Source organism: Bacteroides sp. OF03-11BH (genome assembly GCF_003604005.1).
Lineage (GTDB): Bacteria > Bacteroidota > Bacteroidia > Bacteroidales > Bacteroidaceae > Bacteroides > Bacteroides ovatus.
The window spans coordinates 25,710-46,480 of the sequence record NZ_QTMW01000014.1 but is presented as its reverse complement, the minus strand read 5'-3'; the positions used below and the strand labels follow the sequence as shown (position 1 = coordinate 46,480).

At 41.6% G+C, this 20,771-nt stretch carries 12 protein-coding genes; 8 read left to right on the top strand and 4 right to left on the bottom strand.

The window, feature by feature from the left end:
- Nucleotides 1-17: 17 nt before the first annotated feature.
- The 7 genes from DXA54_RS12570 (at nt 18) to DXA54_RS12540 (ending at nt 12,052) form a co-directional block, all read left to right on the top strand.
- On the top strand, nt 18-1,850 hold the full coding sequence (locus DXA54_RS12570) for a RagB/SusD family nutrient uptake outer membrane protein (protein WP_371682946.1): 1,833 nt from the start codon (nt 18-20) through the stop codon (nt 1,848-1,850).
- 26 nt (nt 1,851-1,876) lie between these two features.
- Nucleotides 1,877-2,962 carry a family 43 glycosylhydrolase gene (locus DXA54_RS12565; protein ID WP_004307466.1) on the top strand — a complete coding sequence of 362 codons (1,086 nt, stop codon included), beginning with the start codon at nt 1,877-1,879 and terminating at the stop codon, nt 2,960-2,962.
- A gap of 3 nt (nt 2,963-2,965) precedes the next feature.
- Entirely contained in the window at nt 2,966-4,042 is a 1,077-nt protein-coding gene (locus DXA54_RS12560) for a metallophosphoesterase (RefSeq protein WP_120079615.1), read from the top strand.
- A gap of 39 nt (nt 4,043-4,081) precedes the next feature.
- Nucleotides 4,082-5,890, top strand: a complete 1,809-nt coding sequence (locus DXA54_RS12555) for a glycoside hydrolase family 2 protein (protein ID WP_120079613.1) — start codon at nt 4,082-4,084, stop codon at nt 5,888-5,890.
- A 281-nt stretch (nt 5,891-6,171) separates the two neighbouring features.
- Complete coding sequence (locus tag DXA54_RS12550) at nt 6,172-7,374, top strand: glycoside hydrolase family 88 protein (protein ID WP_120079611.1); 1,203 nt, start codon at nt 6,172-6,174, stop codon at nt 7,372-7,374.
- A 152-nt stretch (nt 7,375-7,526) separates the two neighbouring features.
- Entirely contained in the window at nt 7,527-9,077 is a 1,551-nt protein-coding gene (locus DXA54_RS12545) for a sulfatase (RefSeq protein WP_004298319.1), read from the top strand.
- Between the two features lie 113 nt (nt 9,078-9,190).
- Nucleotides 9,191-12,052 carry a chondroitinase family polysaccharide lyase gene (locus DXA54_RS12540; protein WP_118419664.1) on the top strand — a complete coding sequence of 954 codons (2,862 nt, stop codon included), beginning with the start codon at nt 9,191-9,193 and terminating at the stop codon, nt 12,050-12,052.
- 140 nt (nt 12,053-12,192) lie between these two features.
- Here the strand turns inward: DXA54_RS12540 and cysS are convergent, their stop codons facing one another.
- The gene (gene cysS, locus DXA54_RS12535; RefSeq protein WP_118161185.1) at nt 12,193-13,674 is read right to left on the bottom strand and encodes a cysteine--tRNA ligase; all 1,482 of its coding nucleotides are present in this window, start codon (nt 13,672-13,674) and stop codon (nt 12,193-12,195) included.
- Between the two features lie 231 nt (nt 13,675-13,905).
- On the bottom strand, nt 13,906-14,718 hold the full coding sequence (locus DXA54_RS12530; protein ID WP_004307449.1) for a Cof-type HAD-IIB family hydrolase: 813 nt from the start codon (nt 14,716-14,718) through the stop codon (nt 13,906-13,908).
- Nucleotides 14,719-14,884: 166 nt separating this feature from the next.
- On the opposite strand from DXA54_RS12530, the gene DXA54_RS12525 reads away from it, so the two are divergent.
- A complete protein-coding gene (locus DXA54_RS12525; RefSeq protein ID WP_004324308.1) occupies nt 14,885-16,054 on the top strand; it encodes an ATP-binding protein in 1,170 nt (389 codons plus the stop codon).
- A gap of 60 nt (nt 16,055-16,114) precedes the next feature.
- Here DXA54_RS12525 and DXA54_RS12520 read toward each other — a convergent pair whose 3' ends face one another.
- Both DXA54_RS12520 and DXA54_RS12515 read right to left on the bottom strand, forming a co-directional pair.
- Nucleotides 16,115-18,100 (bottom strand): PL29 family lyase N-terminal domain-containing protein, encoded by a 1,986-nt coding sequence (locus DXA54_RS12520; RefSeq protein ID WP_008649070.1) that lies wholly within the window; start codon nt 18,098-18,100, stop codon nt 16,115-16,117.
- A 24-nt stretch (nt 18,101-18,124) separates the two neighbouring features.
- A complete protein-coding gene (locus tag DXA54_RS12515; protein ID WP_117512404.1) occupies nt 18,125-20,626 on the bottom strand; it encodes a DUF4955 domain-containing protein in 2,502 nt (833 codons plus the stop codon).
- Nucleotides 20,627-20,771 lie beyond the last annotated feature (145 nt).

The window sequence follows — 20,771 nt, the reverse complement described above, 5'->3', positions numbered from 1 at the left end:
TACTCTAAAACGATTTTATGATGAAAAACAAAATAAAAATATTTCGGAAATTAGTAAGATGTGCATCTATTGCCTTGCTGTCTTTCTCTATGGCTGGATGCGGTGCGGACTTTTTAGATACTACTCCTACCAATAACATAAGCGGTAGTAGTATCTGGACGAAAGCAACTTTGGCCGAACAGGCTGTTATCGGCGTATATAATGTCTTTCTGGATCAATATTGTCCTAACTCCGGCATTTTGGATTCGCACCGGATTCCATGGGATGCTTATTCTTCTGTGATGGATACAGACAAGAACTGGATTAAGCGAATGCCTAATTGTACAGGAGCAGCTACTCCCTCAAGTGGCCTGTTCAGTGATATTTATAAACGTTTTTATACTTTTATCTATCGTGCTAATGATGTGATAGATAATATTGGTCAGGTTCCTGATATGTCGACCGGAGAGAAGCAACGGGCTATCGCCGAATGTAAATTCTTGCGTGCATTTGCTTATATGCGCTTGAATATCTTGTATAAAGGAGTGCCGTTATATATGAATGCAATCACGAGTCCTGAAAACGGTAACAAAGCCCGTTCTTCAGAAGCGGATGTTTGGGCGGCTATACTCCAGGATCTGACAGATTGTGTGAATGAACCCAATCTACCGGATAAATATAATTCGGGTGACTCTAACTATGGACGGGTAACCAAAGGAGCTGCTTATGCATTACGCGGACAAGTATATATGTGGCAGAAGAATTGGGAGGCGGCGGTTGATGATTTTAATTCTGTGGCTGACTGTGGCTTCGGGTTATATACTAAGGCCGGTGCTACCAGTTATAAGCAGTTGTTGAAAATAGCAAATGAACAATGTGAAGAAATGATATTCTCTGTGCAATGCATCAAGCAATACGGCTACTCCAATACAAGGAACATCACTTACGGCAACCGTTGTACAGCAGGTTCTATGTGGAATAACTATTTGCCTAATCCGCATTTTGTAGAATCTTTTGAGACGGCGACCGGAGAAAAGTTTAATTGGGATAACTACTTGCCGGGCTATAGTGCGATGAAAGAAAAAGAACGTGTGGTGTTTTTTCTACGCGATGGACTGTCTGCGGCGGAAAAGGAACGTATGGCTGCCTATGGGGCAGATATGAACAAATATCTGGATAGTGGCAATGAAGCACGTATCAAAAAAGCTTACGAGACCCGTGATCCACGTCTGCAAATGGCTGTCATTACCCCTTACGCACAATACAATGGTGCTTCTTCTGGAATAGCTCATACTTATACATTGCGTTGGCCTTATCGTGGCTCCGACAGTGCAGAGCCTTTTGATATCCGTACTGATACAAACGATAAGTTTTACTATCTATGGAGAAAGTTTGTACCTGAAGGTCTGGAACAGACAGAACGTGATACTTATGGATTGGATATTCCATTAATACGCTATGCGGAAGTATTGCTCCTGAAAGCAGAAGCGCTAAATGAATGGGGAAGTACCCATGAAAGCGAAGCAATCAGATGTGTTAATGAAGTAAGACGTCGTGCAGGGCATGTCGAATTGAATAATGCAACTTATCCTGCTACGAAAGTTAACGGGCAGAGTGATTTGCGTGAACGTATCCGGAATGAGTATTACTGGGAAATCGGTGGCGAAGATTCCATGTATTTCCATGAATTGCGTTGGGGAACGTGGAAAGATAAGAAGTTTGATAATAATCGTAACGGTCTGATGCAGATGTGGGGTGAAACGACTTATACCTGGTACTGGTTGGGAGATCAGTGCTGGAGCTGGCCTATTCCTGCTAAAGAAATGGAAATGAACTCGAATTTGGAACAGAATGAAGGTTGGATAAATTAATCTTAGTTTTAACTAATAAAGTATATATGAAAAAATTATCTTTTTTAATTGCGACAGCATTGTGTATCATGGCATGTTCCGGTGGCTCTGACGAACAACCGGATGGGCCGGGTAACGGTAATGGAAATGGGGGTGGGGGGAGTACACCTAACCCTGTTTCATTCTCCAATCCTATAGTCGGCAAACAGTTGCCTGATCCGACTATAATTCATGCGGCAGACGGGAACTTTTATTTGTATGTTACCCAACAGGATAATATCTATATTCCGATTTACAAATCTACTAATATGACACAGTGGACTTATGCTGGGGCAGCCTTTCTGCAAAAACCGAACTGGCAGCCGGACACTCGCTTATGGGCTCCGGACATTAACTATATCAATGGCAAATATGTGCTCTATTATACTCTCGGGCACTGGGACTTGCCTAAGAATAGTTGTATCGGGGTGGCGGTCAGCGACTCTCCTGTAGGACCTTTTACGGATCACGGAAAACTTCTTGACTACAATTCTGGTACTATGCAGTGCATCGACCCTTGTTATTTTGAAGATAATGGTAAGAAGTATCTTTTCTGGGGAAGTTATAATAGTACTTCTAAAGGCTATGAAGGAGGTATCCGTTATGTAGAGTTAAGTGCTGACGGTCTATCCATTAAAGGTGCTGTTTCCGAAAAGATAGCGGGTCCTTCAATAGAAGGCATCATGGTTCATAAACGCGGGAATTATTATTATCTATTTGGCTCTACGGGTAGTTGTTGTGAAGAGGAAAGAAGTACGTACCGTGTAGTGGTGGGGCGTTCTAAAAATATCGAAGGTCCTTATGTGGGTAAAAACGGTACTGTGATGAAAGAAAATAGTAGTTATAATGAAGTAATTCTACAGGGTAATAACCTGTTTGCCGGAACCGGACACAATTCCGAAATTATCACGGATGACGAGGGTAATGACTGGTTCTTCTATCATGCCTGGCAGAAAGCGAAAATAGATAATGGTCGTCAATTGATGTGTGACCGCATACAATGGAGCAGTGATGGCTGGCCTTATATTACTAATGGCACACCGGCATCCGTATCTCGTGCACCTGTATTTAAAAACGAAGAAGAAAAAGAGTAATCTATGAAACTATTCAACTATTTATTGGCCGGGATATTGTGTGCTTCTGTCACTTGTCTCCCGGCGCAGCATCGGGCTGATCCCCAGAAATTGGTCAATCCGGAATCCTTTTCTATGATTTTGCTCGGTGATCCACAGGGATATACCAAGTATGATATTAACCAGCCGCTTTTTGATCTTTGTACCGCATGGATTGCGGACAATATAGAGTCGCTTAAAATTAAAGCTGTCCTTTGTACAGGCGATTTGGTGGAGCAGAATGATAATAATGTATTAAACCGTAAGATGCTGAACCAGACCAGTCGTGAAATGTGGGAGGCAGCATCGCAGGCTTTGAAAAGACTGGATAACAAAGTACCTTATATTATTGCCGCAGGCAATCATGATTATGGATACAAAGCCGCAGAAAACGGTCGTACTTATTTTCCTGATTATATTCCTTTTGAACGAAATTCTACCTGGCGGAATATCTGTGTCAGTGAATTTCCTAATCGTGAAGGCAGGGCGTCTTTAGAGAATTCGGCTTTTGAGTTTGATGAGCCGGGATGGGGAAAGATTTTGGTTATAGCAGTAGAGTTTGTGCCTCGTGATGAAGTGCTGCAATGGGCGAAAAATTTGGTAAACAAGCCGGAATACAAGAATCATAAGGTGATTTTTATCACTCATTCTTATCTTGATATAGGTAATAAGCGCGTTACGAAAGATGGGTATAAGATTTCTCCACAAAACTCGGGGCAGGCTATTTGGGAGAAACTTATTTATCCTTCTTCCAATATCCGTCTCGTACTTTGCGGACATGTGGGAAGAGGCACCGGTGAATATGAGAATAATGTGGCTTATCGGGTGGATAAGAACAGTGCCGGGAAAGATGTATCACAAATGACGTTTAATGTACAATATGTAGGAGGCGGTCCGGAAGGGAACGGAGGGGATGGTTGGCTTCGCATTCTGGAATTTATGTCGGATGGTAAAACGATCAAAGTACGTACTTATTCTCCCTTGTTTGGGATTTCAAAATTGACCAGGCATCTGGCACATCGTACGGCACCTTACGATCAGTTTGATATTATATTGGAATAACTTGACCTAGTAAAAATACTCTTAATAGAAATAATGTAGATGAGAAAAATTGTATGTTCTTTAGTGATACTTATTAATAGTGTTTATCTATTTGCACAGTGGAAACCGGTTGGCGGTCGAATTATGACGGAATGGGCGGCGAAAATAGATGTTGAAAACGTGTTGCCCGAATATCCCCGCCCAATTATGGAACGTGCTGACTGGATAAATCTGAACGGATTGTGGAATTATGCTATTTCTCCGGTAGGTCAAGCTATGCCACAAAGTTATGATGGTCGGATTTTAGTTCCTTTTGCTGTAGAATCAAGCTTGTCCGGAGTGGGGAAAAGTCTTGGGGAGAAGAATGAACTTTGGTATCAGCGTCAATTCTCGGTTCCCTCCAAATGGAAAGGACATAGGATCTTATTGCATTTTGGGGCTGTTGACTGGAAAGCGGATGTTTGGGTAAATAAGGTAAAGGTGGGACAACATACAGGAGGATTTACTCCTTTTTCTTTTGATATCACGCCTGCCTTGCTGAATGGGGAAAATGAATTGATCGTGAAAGTGTGGGACCCGACTGATAAAGGTCCTCAGCCTAGAGGAAAACAGGTTAGTAAGCCGGGAGGTATCTGGTATACTCCTGTCAGTGGTATTTGGCAAACAGTTTGGCTAGAACCCGTGCCAATCCGGTCGATTGTCAATATCAAAACGACTCCTGATATTGACAGGAATAAGTTGACAGTAGAGGTTATGACAGATCATCAGATGCTTTCAGATAAATTGGAGGTGAAGGTATTAGAAGGAAAGCAGTTGGTGGCTGTAGGAAGTTCCGTAAATGGTATTCCGGTTGAGATTGCTATGCCGTCTGATGTAAAGTGGTGGTCTCCGGATTCTCCGTTTTTATATGATATGGAAATTTGTCTGTATTCAGAAAATAAGTTGATCGATAAGGTTAAGAGCTATACTGCCATGCGTAAATATTCAACGAAGCGTGATAAAAATGGAATTGTGCGTCTGCAATTGAATAATAAAGACTTGTTTCAATTTGGTCTTTTAGATCAGGGCTGGTGGCCGGATGGCTTGTATACAGCACCTTCGGATGAGGCTTTAGTATATGATATTCAAAAGACAAAAGATTTTGGATATAATATGATTCGCAAACATATAAAAGTAGAGCCTGCCCGTTGGTATACGTATTGTGATCGTTTAGGGGTTATTGTGTGGCAGGACATGCCGAGTGGCGATAAGAATCCCGAGTGGCAGAATCGGAAGTATTTTGAGGGAACAGAATTCAAACGGTCTGCTGAATCAGAGGCTATTTATCGTAAAGAATGGAAAGAAATTATCGACTGCCTTTACTCTTATCCTTGTATTGGCACATGGGTACCTTTCAATGAGGCTTGGGGGCAGTTTAAAACCCCTGAAATAGCAGAATGGACAAAGCAATATGATCCTTCCCGTTTAGTGAATCCTGCCAGTGGAGGTAATCATTATACCTGTGGTGATATGCTCGATTTGCATAATTATCCCGGTCCGGAGATGTATTTATATGACGCACAGCGTGCAACTGTACTCGGAGAGTATGGAGGGATTGGTTTAGTGCTGAAGGAGCATCTTTGGGAGCCGAATCGTAATTGGGGGTATGTTCAGTTTAGTACTTCCAAAGAAGCTGCCGATGAGTATCTGAAATATGCTAATATGCTGAAGGATATGATTGCACGTGGATTCTCGGCTGCTGTTTATACACAGACTACAGATGTTGAGATCGAAGTGAACGGATTGATGACATACGACCGCAAAGTAATAAAACTGGATGAACAGAAATTGAAGAGGGCAAATACGGAAATTTGTGAAAGTTTAAAGTAAGAAGCCGGATTAGCTATTTGGCTGAACAAAAAACTCATCTGTAGCCATTCGAATTATAGATATAGTTTGCAATATTATATAATTGAGAAAACAGAATTCAGATACTTTCTTTGTATCTGGACTCTGTTTTTTTGAATATATAATTCTATCCATTCCTTCATTTTTCAGTGAAATGTACCAAAATTGTCCTTCATTTGGATTATTTAGGTCGGTCAATTCTATTTAAATGCACTACTTTTGCCATCAGGAAAATTAATCACTTAACAAATAATCCCTGTATTATGAAAACAATTCTTAGCGCATTAGGACTTTCCCTATTGATCTTTACGAGTTGCGGTGGACAAAAAAAGGTTAAAGTAGACTTTATTCAGGACAACATCGACAACGCTGTGGCACAGAACACAATCCAGACGGACATTATCGAGAAGTCCGGTAAAATCTTGAATCCGAGAACAATCAACGAAGATGGGAGTATCTCTTACATACCGATGGAAGACTGGTGCTCCGGTTTCTTTCCCGGTAGTATATGGTTGACTTATAATCTGACGGGTGATAAGAAATGGTTGCCGCTGGCTGAGAAATACACAGAAGCTCTTGATTCTGTGAAATATCTGAAATGGCATCATGATGTAGGCTTCATGATCGGTTGCAGTTATCTGAACGGCTATCGCATGGCAGATAAGAAAGAGTACAAAGACGTCATTATAGAAGCTGCCAAATCATTGTCCACTCGTTTTCGTCCGAATGCAGGCGTTATCCAGTCATGGGATGCCGATAAAGGTTGGCAGGGAACACGGGGATGGAAATGTCCGGTGATTATTGATAATATGATGAATCTCGAACTCTTATTTGAAGCAACAGCTCTTTCCGGAGATTCTACTTTCTACAATATTGCAGTGAAACATGCTGATACAACAATGGCTCACCACTTCCGTCCGGACAACAGCTGCTACCATGTGGTAGATTACGATCCGGAGACAGGAGAAGTGCGTAAGAGACAAACTGCACAGGGATATGCCGACGAATCGGCTTGGGCTCGCGGACAAGCATGGGCTCTGTATGGATATACTACCTGCTATCGCTATACCAAAGACAAGAAATATCTCGACCAGGCACAAAAGGTCTATAACTTCATCTTTAATAATAAGAACCTGCCGGAAGACCTCGTACCATACTGGGATTATGATGCTCCGAATATTCCGAACGAACCGCGCGATGCTTCTGCAGCAGCTTGTACAGCCTCTGCCCTTTATGAACTGGATGGCTATCTGCCGGGCAACCACTACAAGGAAACGGCTGATAAGATAATGGAAAGTTTGGGCTCACCTGCTTATCGCGCAGAAGTTGGAACAAATGGAAACTTTATCCTGATGCATTCGGTTGGCAGTATTCCTCACGGTCAGGAAATTGACGTTCCTCTGAACTATGCTGACTATTACTTCCTGGAAGGACTGATGCGTAAAAAAGATTTGGAAAAGAAATAAGAAATAGATAATGAACGGTAAACAGTGAACGGTGAATGCTTAGCGGATTCTGACGGAACATGTTTACCGTTTATCATTCGCTACTTGCTGTCTATAACTTTCTATTGACCGTTTGTCATTTACCTGTTTTTAATCATTTATCATAAACCATCATGAATAAACCTATAAACCTTCTTGTAGGAGGCTTGACGCTCTTTGCCGCACAAGGTTGCAAGGCTCCGAAGCAAGCGTCCCAACAAGCGGAGCATCCTAATATAATCTATGTATTTCCCGATCAATACCGTAACCAGGCGATGGGCTTCTGGAGGCAGGACGGATTCCGGGATAAAGTAAATTTTGAAGGAGACCCCGTGCATACTCCTAATCTGGATGCCTTTGCACGTGAATCTATGGTCTTGTCGTCTGCACAGAGTAACTGTCCGTTGAGCAGCCCTCATCGTGGAATGTTACTGACCGGTATGTATCCGAACAAAAGCGGTGTACCATTGAATTGCAATTCTACACGTCCGATCAGTTCCTTACGCGAGGATGCGGAATGTATCGGCGATGTGTTCAGCAAAGCAGGTTATGACTGTGCTTATTTTGGTAAACTTCACGCTGACTTCCCGACTCCGAACGATCCCGAACATCCGGGACAGTATGTGGAAGAAAAACGTCCGGCATGGGATGCCTATACACCGAAAGAACGCCGGCACGGCTTTAACTACTGGTATTCTTACGGAACATTTGACGAACACAAGAACCCGCATTATTGGGATACGGATGGTAAGAGACACGATCCGAAGGAATGGTCACCTTTGCACGAATCAGGCAAAGTCATTTCTTATCTGAAAAATGACGGTAACGTACGTGATACCAAGAAACCTTTCTTCATAATGGTGGGCATGAATCCTCCTCACAGCCCGTATCGCTCCTTGAATGACTGTGAAGAGCAGGATTTTAATCTTTATAAAGATCAGCCTCTGGATAGTCTGTTGATTCGTCCGAATGTCGATTTGAAGATGAAGAAAGCGGAGTCTGCACGTTATTATTTCGCTTCCGTTACCGGAGTAGACCGTGCTTTCGGACAGATTTTGACGACATTGAAAGAATTGGGATTGGATAAGAATACAGTCGTAATCTTTGCTTCCGATCATGGTGAGACGATGTGTAGCCAGCGCACTGATGATCCGAAGAATTCCCCTTATTCTGAATCCATGAATATTCCGTTCCTGGTTCGTTTTCCCGGTAAGATTCAGCCGAGGGTAGATGATTTATTGCTCTCCGCTCCTGATATTATGCCTACGGTGCTTGGCTTGTGCGGATTGGGTGATTCTATTCCGGCGGAAGTGCAGGGACGTAATTTCGCTCCTCTTTTCTTCGATGAAAAGGCTGAAATTGTTCGTCCTACAGGTGCACTGTATATTCAGAATGTAGATGGCGATAAAGATGAAAATGGATTGGTGCAGACTTACTTCCCTTCTTCAAGAGGTATCAAGACGGCTCAATATACATTGGCGTTATATATCGACCGTGATACGAAGCAATTGAAGAAAAGCCTCTTATTCGATGATGTAAAAGATCCATATCAACTGCATAACCTGCCTTTGGAAGAAAATAAGGAGATTGTGGCACAACTTTGCGGTGAAATGGGAGCTATGTTGAAGGAAATTAATGATCCTTGGTATACGGAAAAGATTCTGTCGGATCGGATACCTTATTAGCGATTAGTAATTTATAAAACGCTGATTAACGCAAATAAGTGCCAATTTTAGGAGTAAATCTCTGCGACAATAATAGGTGTTAATCCGCATCCGCGTTTAAATTGAAAATAGTAATGAAAAACAGTTGTTTTATAGTATTATTCCTTTTGGGAATCATTCCTTCAGCTTTCGCCCAACTCATCGGATTTGAAGAAGAAGTGCCCGAAGCATTTAAAGTTTCCGGAAAGGGAGAAGTGAAAATCTCTTCTCTTTTTTACAAGGAGGGTGAAAGTAGTCTGGAATGGGACTTTCAGCCTGGTTCTACGCTGGATGTTCAAATTGCTCCTTTATCGTTGAATACGAGAAACGAGAAGCAGTTCGGCATTACCTTGTGGATTTATAATGAGAAACCGCAGCAGGATTCTATTCGTTTTGAGTTTCTGAATAAGGAGGGAGAAGTCTCTTACTGGTTCTCTTATCGTTTGCAGGCAGCAGGCTGGCGGGCTTGCTGGATCTCTTTTGAGTATATGCAGGGCGACAAGAAAGATAAGAAGATCGTAGCCTATCGACTGGTTGCCCCGCAACGGAAGGGACGTATCTTTCTTGACCGTCTGATTTTCCCGGAAAAGAAAATGAATCTTCGTACCACTCCCGACCAGCAGTTGCCTACCAATAATGGGCTGTCTAATCGTGACCTGTGGCATTGGTGTCTCGTGTGGAAATGGGAACAACAGTCGTATGATATTCCTCTGCCTTCTAAATTGACAAGCGAGCAAAAGAAGGAACTGAAGACTATCGAACAACGTTTGACAGATTTTCTGGAAGTGAAAAAGGCACCGCAAGGGCCTATTAATGCTGCCTATAAAACATTTGAGAAAGCGGCTATCAGTCCATCCATCGCTGGGACGGGATTTATAGGAACTCCTATTGTTGCTCCTGATGAACAGGACAAGAAGAAAGGAGAAATGTCATGGAACGATATTGAAACGATGCTTTCCGGCTTTGCCTATGATGCTTATTATAACCAGAACGAAACATCAAAGAAAAACTACTTTACCGTATTCGACTATGCTATCGATCAGGGATTTGCATACGGTAGCGGTATGGGTACCAATCATCATTATGGTTATCAGGTACGTAAGATATATACAACTGCCTGGCTGATGCGTGATGCTATCTATAAACATCCTCATCGGGATGCTTATCTCTCCACATTGCGTTTTTGGGCGGCTCTGCAAGAAACTCGTCAGCCATGCTCTCCAACACGTGATGAATTGTTGGATTCCTGGCATACGTTATTGATGGCGAAATTTATTTCCGCTATGATGTTTCCCGATGCAAGAGAACAGGCGCAAGCGTTGAGCGGCTTGTCACGTTGGCTTTCTTCTTCTTTGCGTTATACTCCGGGAACGATCGGTGGTATAAAGGTAGACGGTACGACTTTCCATCATGGCGGTTTCTATCCGGGATATACCACTGGAGTACTTGCGACTGTAGGAGAATATATTGCATTTACCAATGGTACAAGTTTTGAACTGACAGAAGATGCGCGCAAACACATGAAATCAGCCTTTATTGCTATGCGCAATTATTGCAATTTTTATGAATGGGGCATCGGAATCAGTGGCCGTCATCCTTTTGGAGGGAAGATGGGAAGCGATGATATCGAAGCATTTGCCAATATCGCTTTATCCGGCGATTTGTCCGGTCAGGGAAATACGTTTGATCGTGGTCTGGCTGCCGACTATTTACGTCTGATACGCAATAGTGATACTCCGAATGCGCGTTTTTTCAAGAAGGAAGGTATTCAACCGGCACAGGCTCCACAGGGATTCTTCGTTTACAACTATGGTTCGGCAGGCATTTTCCGTCGTGCGGACTGGATGGTGACATTGAAAGGATATACCACAGACGTATGGGGCTCTGAAATTTATACGAAAGATAACCGTTACGGACGTTATCAGAGTTATGGCTCCGTGCAGATTATGGGGAAAGGAAATCCCGTGTCACGTGCCGGAAGCGGTTTTGTGCAGGAGGGATGGGATTGGAACCGTTTGCCGGGTACAACTACCATTCATTTGCCTTTCAACTTGCTTGATAGCCCATTGAAAGGAACGACTATGGCACGCTCCAAAGAGAATTTCTCCGGAAGCAGTTCTTTAGATGGTAAAAATGGAATGTTCGCTATGAAGTTGGCAGAACGGGATTATGAGAATTTTACACCGGACTTTGTGGCCCGTAAATCCGTATTCTGTTTTGATAACCGGATGGTTTGCCTGGGAACAGGTATTTCGAACTCCAATGCGGATTATCCTACGGAAACGACTCTTTTCCAGACAAAATATAATGGTAAGGAGCCCAAAGTAGGAGAGGATAACTATTGGCTTCATGATGGTTATGACAATTATTATCATGTAGTGGACGGAACCGTTCGCGCACAGGTGGCAGAACAGGAATCACGGCATGAAAAGACGCGTGAAATAACCAAAGGAAAATTTTCTTCTGCCTGGATAGAACATGGCAAGGCGCCGAAAGAGGGGACTTATGAATATATGGTATTGATACAGCCTTCTGCTTCCGATCTTGACGAACTGCGCAAAACTCCTGCATACGAGGTGTTGCAACGGGATCAGACTGCTCACGTTGTTTATGATAAAAAGACTGGTATCACGGCGTATGCTGCTTTTGAAGCTTATCAGCCTGCCACTGATAAAGTGTTCGTGGCTATTCCTGCGGAAACAATGGTGATGTATGCAAAGGAATCTGATAAGGGGATCCGTTTAAGCGTCTGTGATCCGAATCTGAATATAGAAGAGAAGACGTATACAACGAAAGAACCCAGTCGTCCTATTACTAAGGAGATACGGCTTAAAGGGCATTGGACATTGACAAGTCCGATGGAAAATGTCCGGTTGGAACAGCAGGGAGAGCAGACCGTACTGACGGTAACTTGTCAGCATGGACAGCCGGTTGAAATGCTCATGGAAAATAAATAATTAGTGAATAAGATAAGAGAAAATAAGAATTTAAAGAGAGGGTATTAGTTATCATGTTTCTATGAAAAAAGAGAAGACCGGTTCGTGTTGAGCCGGTCTTCTTTGTATGTACAAGGTGCGTTGAGCACTTTCTTTTCTTGTTACTTATTCAGTCTCCATTCGAAACCGTCTTTGGTATCTTTGATTTCAAATCCGAGTGCTGTCAGTGTGTTGCGGATCTCGTCGGAAGTAGCCCAGTCTTTGTTGGCTTTCGCTTTCATACGTTGTTCCAGTAGCATATCTACTACCTTGCCGTAAGCTGCTTCACGACCATCTGAAGAGCCTTTTTCTTCTTTCAATCCCATGATGTCGAAACTGAACAGATGGAATGTTTCTTTCAGGTCTTTCAGGTCTTCGGCGGAGATGGTGGCATTGCCGGCAATGATATTGTTTATAATGCGGGCGCCTTCGAAAAGCTGTGCGATGACAATCGGTGTATTCAAATCGTCATTCATTGCTTCGTAGCATTTGGCGCGCAGTTCTTTCACGTTGATTCCCTCTGAAGTGGCCGATGAGGGAGTTATCTTATCTAATGCGTCAATAGCTTCCATCAGACGTTGCAGACCCTTTTCGGATGCTTGCAGTGCTTCATTGCTAAAGTCTACCGTGCTGCGGTAATGAGCTTGCAGGATGAAGAAACGGATTGTCATTGGTGTGTAGGCTTGCGCCAGCAGCTTATGAGTACCGGTGAAGAATTCGTCCAGAGTGATGAAGTTACCAAGTGATTTACCCATCTTGGTTCCGTTGATGGTAATCATGTTGTTGTGCATCCAGTAGTGAACCATGTCGTCGCCTTGTGAAGCTACCGATTGTGCGATTTCACATTCGTGGTGAGGGAAAATCAAGTCCATTCCTCCTCCGTGAATATCGAAGTGTTCACCCAGGTATTTGCGTCCCATAGCAGTACATTCGGCGTGCCATCCGGGGAAACCGTCGCTCCATGGAGACGGCCAGCGCATGATATGTTCAGGTTGTGCCTTTTTCCAAAGGGCGAAGTCGGCGGGATTGCGTTTTTCGCTTTGTCCGTCGAGGTCACGGGTGGTATTTAATACGTCGTCCAGATTACGTCCGGAAAGTTTTCCGTAGTGGTAATCTTTATTGTATTTGGCTACATCGAAGTAGACGGAGCCTTCGCTTTCATAGGCATATCCGGCATCCAAAATCTTCTGTACCAGTTGGATTTGTTCAATGATATGTCCTGAAGCATGTGGCTCAATGCTTGGAGAAAGTACATTCAACGCTTCCATTGCTTTATGATAGCGGTTCAGGAAATATTGAACAACCTCCATTGGTTCCAACTCTTCCAGACGTGCTTTCTTGGCGATCTTGTCTTCTCCGTCATCGGCATCGTGTTCCAGATGACCTACGTCGGTAATATTTCGTACGTAGCGTACTTTATATCCTAGGTGGGTGAGATAGCGGAATAACACATCGAAGGTTATAGCCGGACGGGCGTGTCCTAAATGGGCATCTCCGTAAACAGTCGGTCCACACACATACATGCCTACATGAGGTGCATGAAGCGGTATAAACAACTCTTTCTTTCTATCTAAGGTGTTGTAAATGGTAAGTTGATGTTCCATAACATTTTATATTTGTTTTATTGGAATCGCAAAGTTAGTATAAAATCTGAATATGCGCCCTATCTTTAATCGGTTGATTTTAAGTGTCGGGTCGTTTTTACCAGTAATGTGATTTGTTTCCCGGTATGAAACTAACAGTTTCACACCGAGGAACCAATAGTTTCATTCCTTGAAACCAAAGATTTCTCACCGAGAAACTAAAACTCTGCCGGCATGCCAGTAAATGTTTGGCTATTGTTGATTGCAAAACTTCTTGATTGCTTCTGCTACACCGTCTTCTTCGTTACTTAGAGTGATGTAATCTGCTGCTTTCTTTACAGGTTCTTGAGCATTTCCCATGGCAATCCCCAGTCCTGCAAACCTAATCATGGATAGGTCATTATATCCATCACCTATGGCTATAACTTCTTCACGCGCTACTCCTATTTCTTTTAACAGGACGGCCAAAGAAAGGGCCTTGTCGATACCTTGCGGGACTAATTCGAGAAAATAGGGTTCTGAACGGAAAACATTAATGCGACCTTGTAACCGGAGACAAAGTTCGGCTTCAAGTGGAATCAGTTTATCGGCATCTCCTACGATGAGGCATTTGGCTACGGGAAGCGTGATGTCTGTCAGGAAGTCATTTGTCTCCCGAACTGCCATTTTATTGAGAAAGGCTTCTTTTAATACGTATGGATCTTGAGAGTTTTCGGTTATTATCTCTGCTCCGTCATAGGTTAATATACTTAGTTGATGGGTACGGGCACATTCGTAGAGCACTGGAACAACTTCATTAGGCAACACATTTTCATATACCATCTCTTGTGTTTCCCAATTAATGATTTCTCCTCCGTTATAGGACAGGATGAATCCACCGAATTCATTCATACGTAACTCATTAGCTAATGGCACAATACCATAAGTAGGTCGACCGGAAGCTAATACCAGTCGTATTCCTTGCTCTTGCATACGTATCAGAGTTTCCCTGTTGCGGGGAGTGATTTCCTTTTTAGAGTTGGTGAGTGTGCCGTCAAGATCGAGCACGATAAGTTTGTATTTCATGTAGGGTTGTTTTGGATGCAAAGATAAATTAAAAAAGTTTTTCTGCAAGGTGGTGGGGGAAAAGATGTGGCTTTAGCTGAAATTGCACTGTGAAAGTGCAATTTGTTTTGTTATTTGCACTATTATAGTGCAAATAATCGTATCTTTGTCTATAAACCAATGCTATATGGATAAGTTATTTGAGTATTTTCACAAGATGATACGGGAGACTAATATTGAGTTTCACCGGTATATTTATTCCAGGATAAATTGGAATAGTCGCATGATAGGGCTTACGGGACCTAGAGGAGTAGGGAAGACGACTCTTGTATTACAGCACATTAAAGAAAAGCTGAATTTAAATGACTCTTTATATGTGACGGCTGAAGATTTTTATTTTGCCAGCCATCGTTTGCTTGACTTGGCAGATGCTTTTGTAAAAATGGGAGGCAAGTATTTGTTTATTGATGAAATTCATAAATATAAAGATTGGTCGAAAGAGCTTAAATTGATTTACGATTATCATTCAGAGTTGAATATTGTTTTTACAGGTTCATCTGTATTGGATATTAATAAAGGAGCTTCAGATTTGAGTCGTCGCGCTGTCATGTATCAGATGCAGGGACTTTCTTTTCGTGAGTATTTGTATTTATTTCATCGTATTCCTTCTGGAATATACAGTTTGCAGGATATTGTAGCGCATAAAGTGGAAATTCCGGGTTTGGAGCATCCGCTTCCACTCTTTCATGACTATTTGCAGAAAGGCTACTATCCTTTTGCATTGGAGGAAGATTTTGATATACGTTTGCGACAGATCATCAATTTGACTTTGGAGTCGGACATACCTCAATTTGCTGATATGAATGTTTCCACTGGGCGTAAACTTAAGCAACTTCTTGCTATCATTGCTAAGAGTGTGCCGTTCAAGCCTAATTTTAGCAGTATAGCTAAAATTCTTGAAGTGAGCCGTAATAATATATCCGATTATTGCCTTTATATTGAAGAGGCAGGGTTGATAGCGCAGTTGAGAGATGCTACCGGCGGAATACGCGGGTTAGGGAAAGTAGATAAAATTTATCTGGATAATACCAATTTGATATATAGTCTGGCTCAAGATAATTCTAATATTGGAAATATCAGGGAGACTTTCTTTTTGAACCAGACCCGTATTTTTTCGGATGTAGTAGCTTCTCCTGTTTCTGATTTCTTGATTGATGATATGACATTTGAGGTGGGAGGAAAGAAAAAGGGACAAAAGCAGATTCAGGAGGTACAGAAAGGATTTGTGGTGAAGGATGATATTGAAAGAGGCTTTATGAATGTGGTGCCGTTGTGGCAGTTCGGAATGGGATATTAGTCAATAAAAAAAGGATATCCAAATTCGGATATCCTTTTTTATTGATGTTGTAATGTTTTCTTATTCTATGTTTGCTCCGTATCCATCCATATCTGTTGCCAAGACAAATATACCGTTTTCTACATCAGTAATGGTCAGTGGTGCAGTGGCGTGAGGAGTCAATACATAGGGGTCAACTTTCACACTTGCATCACAGTTGCTATGGTAATTATACCATTTACTGTTACTTGTTAATCCATATACGATATTATCTTTAACATCTACTGTAGTTACACTTACAGGATGAGTATCATTTCCCACGTAAGTATAAAGGTTGCTATTCTTTGCAAAACTTGAGTCTACATAAAAGATGTTTTTTGTCATCGTGAGACTACCTTTATTATGTCTGAAATATGGATTGTTTCCTGCAATATTAATTACTGTATTATTAGATATTATTGCAGTAAGATTTCCTTCTGTAAAGTCTGTTTGTAATCCCCAATTCAATATTTGACCCACATAAGGTGTTTTACTGTATACTATATTATTGGTAAATGCAAATTTCTTGTATGGAGCCAAGTTTTTGGTTGTATATAGATGTATGAGAGCTTTGTTGTCTGCATTGACCATAATACGAGTTCTATTAATAATGATCGTATTGATACCATTCAAATTGTCTTTTGCTGTATCTTGATAAATTGGGTTTTTAACGTCGCTGATCTTACATTCATCTATGATCAAAGCTGTGAAATCAGTAGCACTTGAAGTATTCGAATTGTTGAAATATTGTCCATCAGTAGTGAAACTACTCATATCTAAATGAATATTCTTTATGAAGATATTTCCAGAGACTGTTTTCCAAACCCTACTAGGTTTAATGACAGGTTTAGAATCAGAATATTTCCCAATGATAATAATTGTATTATTAAGGTTTACAGGATTGATTGTTGTAAAATCATTATTTCCTGTTAAGAATAAGATTTTGACTTTCTTGGAATTATTGATATAGCTGTCAAGTTCTGGTTCTGTTCCATCCAACTCTACTACTTCTGCATCGGGATAAGTATTTTTATCAAATGTGATATCACCGATTGTTATACTTTCTCCGTTATCGAATTTTGCTTTATAGTCAATCCGTGTTTCTGCTTCTCCAAGCTCTACCTGTATTTTTGCGATGGCAGCATATGCTCCTGAAGTTGCAAGAATAGATACGTCTTTGGTATTATCAGCGACGGCACGCGATAGAGTTTTTGCTGTTGCAGGAGCTTTTATTGTCAATGTTCCTTCATCGTTATCTGCGGACGGTTCAGACAAAGTCGCTTCCCAACCTTCGGGAGCGGTAATGATATAAGATTCTACGCCCTTCATGTGTACAATGAAATCTTTCGTAGATCCTGCTGCGATTCTTTGTATACCTACAATACTTTCATCAAACTTGCAGTAGAAGTTGCTGATGATAGGGATAGATAACTTTGTGCCATCTCTTAATTCAATATTGAAGTTGTTGCCAACCTTTTCTACAGAGTTGAAAAATTTATCTTTTACGGCTTCCCCGTCGGTTGCTTTTACAGGATTGCCTGCAGAGTCCTTTACGTTCTCATAAGTACTACCGTCGTAGCTGACTTGCCAGTATCCTGTTGCTGCATCGATTTGGAAAAGAGGAGTCTTTCCATTTTCAGCCGTTGCTTTTATAGGATTCCCGCTTTTATCTTTCAGTTGTGTGAAAGTGCTTCCGTTGTCATAGCTTACCGTCCAATAACCATCGTTGTCGATGCCCATTTGAGGAATCAAGGCACCCGCTCCGGTTTCTTCAACGAGTTTGAGTGTCTTGCCATTACTTAATGTAATGGTATATATACCATCCTTTAATTCAATATCAGTAATGGTAGCGCCTTCTTTGCAAAGTTCGCGTACGGCTTCAATGTTCCAGTTCAAATCTTGAACGGTTTTTTCAAGGGCGGTAACACGAGTCTTTAAATCGTTAACGTCGTCCCATAAGTCGTCTGTCTTATTGCATCCTACCAGACATACAGTCAGTAACATACATACGTACCAAAGTTTCTTCATAATTGTATCTTGTTTTTAAAGTTATTACTGGAGTGAATTTAACCAAGCCGGAACTGCACCTAAACGTTTGCGTAATTGGGCTTCATAGAGTGAATATGGAGTAACGGTATTACCCTGTTCTTCATTCAACTTCATTTGGCTTTCATCGAAATGAATACTACCGCCATGATATCCCACTACGATAGGAGGAAGGAACTTCCACCAAAGAGAATTGTTGTCCCACCAGATGAATGGAGAATCCGCAACATTGTTCTTGGCATTAAAGTTCCACAAAGTCAAATCGGCTAAGTGATTAGGCATTTGGTTGTAATCACCTCCCTGGCGGAATCTCATAAAACCACCTGTACAACGGTCAATCAGCGTTGCACGAGGTTGTGTGGCATGAGACTCAAAGCAACCGTCAGTTCCCCAGTCTACATTCCAAATGACAGCACCTATACTTTGCTTGGATACACCACATGCGTGGTATTGGCCTGCTCCTTGTTCGTATACATTTTTGTTATCTATAAGGAATCCGTTTGATTTGTCCGTCACTTTGCCTATAAATACGCGTGACGAGGCTTGCGAACGGATAGCTGCGTGACCACGGTTTCCGTCAATGACCACATCGTATACGGATACATTGGAACTGTTGACGATCGAACTTGCTTCGCTGACGCTACGAAAGCCCACGCGGCGCATCCATGAATTTGTCAGGCGAATAAGATTGATAGGCTTGTAGGCTCCATCGTCCTCCCATGAACCGTGATGAGTAAAGTCAACTTTAGCTTTTCCTTCAAAGGTCATATCTTCCACACCTACATTCTCATAGTGGGGATATTTTTGGATAGTCCATTTCCATTGTGGATCTACAGCATGCATGATTGGCTCTTTGAAAGTAACAGTTTGCCCGTCGATGGCTGCTACTAAATGATAATCGAAGACCTGTACGCCATCTTCATGTAGATTAGTCATGTTTGAAGTGGGTTGGTAAGGTGCTAATTCTGCTTTGATAAGTTCCGGACTATTATCAGCCAGTTGTAAACATACCCAATCTCCGACTTTAATACCTGTGGTGGAGGCCACTTCTACTGAGAAAGTCCCCTTTTCGGCGTTTCCCGTAACCTCGGTAATAGGGGATAATCCACTATTATGCTTGATTTCCAGCATGACAGGTGAGGAATACATGACACTTGGATTGGTCGGTTGGTTAGGGGCATCCATTTTTATGACAGTTTGGTCGCGTCCGTCACCTTTCAGGATTACTCCTCCCATTAATAACTGAATTGTTTGTGATTTTCCATCTACATCATCGGCTGCCGTATGCAGAATGTATTCTCCTTTAGGAAAATAGATTATCGCCTTGGCATTGTCCACTTTTGAGCCTATTTTGGCTAATATTTTGGTTAAGGCTTCCCGGTCGGACTTGCCGTCATTGGGAATAGCACCGTAATCTTTTACATTATATACAGTGTAACCTAAAGACCATACATCGGGAGGTGCGACTTCACCATGTTTATAACCAGCATAAGAGAAATCTAGCAGTACATTATCTGCTTGTCCTAAGTTAAATTTGTTCCATACATCACATGTGTTGGCATCGTAGCCTGTTGTCAGTAGTCGTACTTTGAAAGATATTATGCGGATATAGTTTTTAGAAGAAGTAATAATAATATTGATTGTTTCTTCTTTATTCTCTATATCATTTGCTTTCGGTGAAGTAATGGAAAGTTCATTATCTTTTAAAACGACATTCCATCCTTGTGGAGCTTTAATCACCGCTCCTGTAACATCTTGTTGTTCCACTTCATAAAGGCGTGTTTCGTTTAACGGGAAAATAGGAGTGTTTTCCATACCTTTTATCTTTAGATAGAATGTATCGATCACTTGAAGTTCAATGGTCTTATCGCTACCATATATAATGGTTAGTTTCTTGCTGGTAGTATCATATTCTACCTTGTCAAAGATCGAATTTTTTCCGGCACTTTCAATGGCTTCAATTTTGCTGCCGTCATTATTGGTCAGATACTGATAAGTTTTTCCATTATCATAGCTAACTAGCCAATAGCCTTCTGCATCTACTTTTAGTTTAGGAGATTGAATAGGGGTGGACGGCCCGTTAGGATCGGTCGGCTTACTGGTTGGAATGGCATATATCTTATTGCCATTAGCATCTTTTAGAGGCATGTAGGTGGTGCCTCCATCAGTGCTATAAATCCAGTATCCTTCGTTATCTACGGATAAAGTGGGGACTAGCGCATTAACGTTTTCTCCACTCATGACGGTGATACTTTTTCCGTCACTTAATTCTACAGTATAGCCATTTTCGATAGGTGTGATACCCACGATGACCGGATCATTTAATAAATACTGTAAACTTTCGATAGAAGTGTTCAGTTGATTAGCTGTTTCTTCCAATACTTGGACGCGATTTTTTAGCGAATCAATTTCAGAACGCAGGTCATCCGTTTCTTGGCAAGATTGCAGAACGAATAGCATGCTGCAAATACCAAATAGTAATAGGTAGGTAATGCTCCTGTTTTTCATACGTTTATTATTTCGGGTTATTTATAATTTTCACAATGGCAAAGATAACCGGATAAAATAAGAGTATATGGATAAAAAAATTCAGGAATACGATGAAATAATACATTTTACACGTCTCTGTGATAGATTGCGACTTTATGTATTA

Excerpts from the sequence above, each read along its gene's own strand:
- DXA54_RS12570 (WP_371682946.1), top strand. The coding sequence starts at position 18 with ATGATGAAAAACAAAATAAAAATATTTCGGAAATTAGTAAGATGTGCA.
- DXA54_RS12550 (WP_120079611.1), top strand. The coding sequence starts at position 6,172 with ATGAAAACAATTCTTAGCGCATTAGGACTTTCCCTATTGATCTTTACG.
- DXA54_RS12555 (WP_120079613.1), top strand. The coding sequence starts at position 4,082 with ATGAGAAAAATTGTATGTTCTTTAGTGATACTTATTAATAGTGTTTAT.
- cysS (WP_118161185.1), bottom strand. The coding sequence starts at position 13,674 with ATGGAACATCAACTTACCATTTACAACACCTTAGATAGAAAGAAAGAG.
- DXA54_RS12560 (WP_120079615.1), top strand. The coding sequence starts at position 2,966 with ATGAAACTATTCAACTATTTATTGGCCGGGATATTGTGTGCTTCTGTC.
- DXA54_RS12515 (WP_117512404.1), bottom strand. The coding sequence starts at position 20,626 with ATGAAAAACAGGAGCATTACCTACCTATTACTATTTGGTATTTGCAGC.
- DXA54_RS12530 (WP_004307449.1), bottom strand. The coding sequence starts at position 14,718 with ATGAAATACAAACTTATCGTGCTCGATCTTGACGGCACACTCACCAAC.
- DXA54_RS12540 (WP_118419664.1), top strand. The coding sequence starts at position 9,191 with ATGAAAAACAGTTGTTTTATAGTATTATTCCTTTTGGGAATCATTCCT.
- DXA54_RS12545 (WP_004298319.1), top strand. The coding sequence starts at position 7,527 with ATGAATAAACCTATAAACCTTCTTGTAGGAGGCTTGACGCTCTTTGCC.
- DXA54_RS12525 (WP_004324308.1), top strand. The coding sequence starts at position 14,885 with ATGGATAAGTTATTTGAGTATTTTCACAAGATGATACGGGAGACTAAT.
- DXA54_RS12520 (WP_008649070.1), bottom strand. The coding sequence starts at position 18,100 with ATGAAGAAACTTTGGTACGTATGTATGTTACTGACTGTATGTCTGGTA.
- DXA54_RS12565 (WP_004307466.1), top strand. The coding sequence starts at position 1,877 with ATGAAAAAATTATCTTTTTTAATTGCGACAGCATTGTGTATCATGGCA.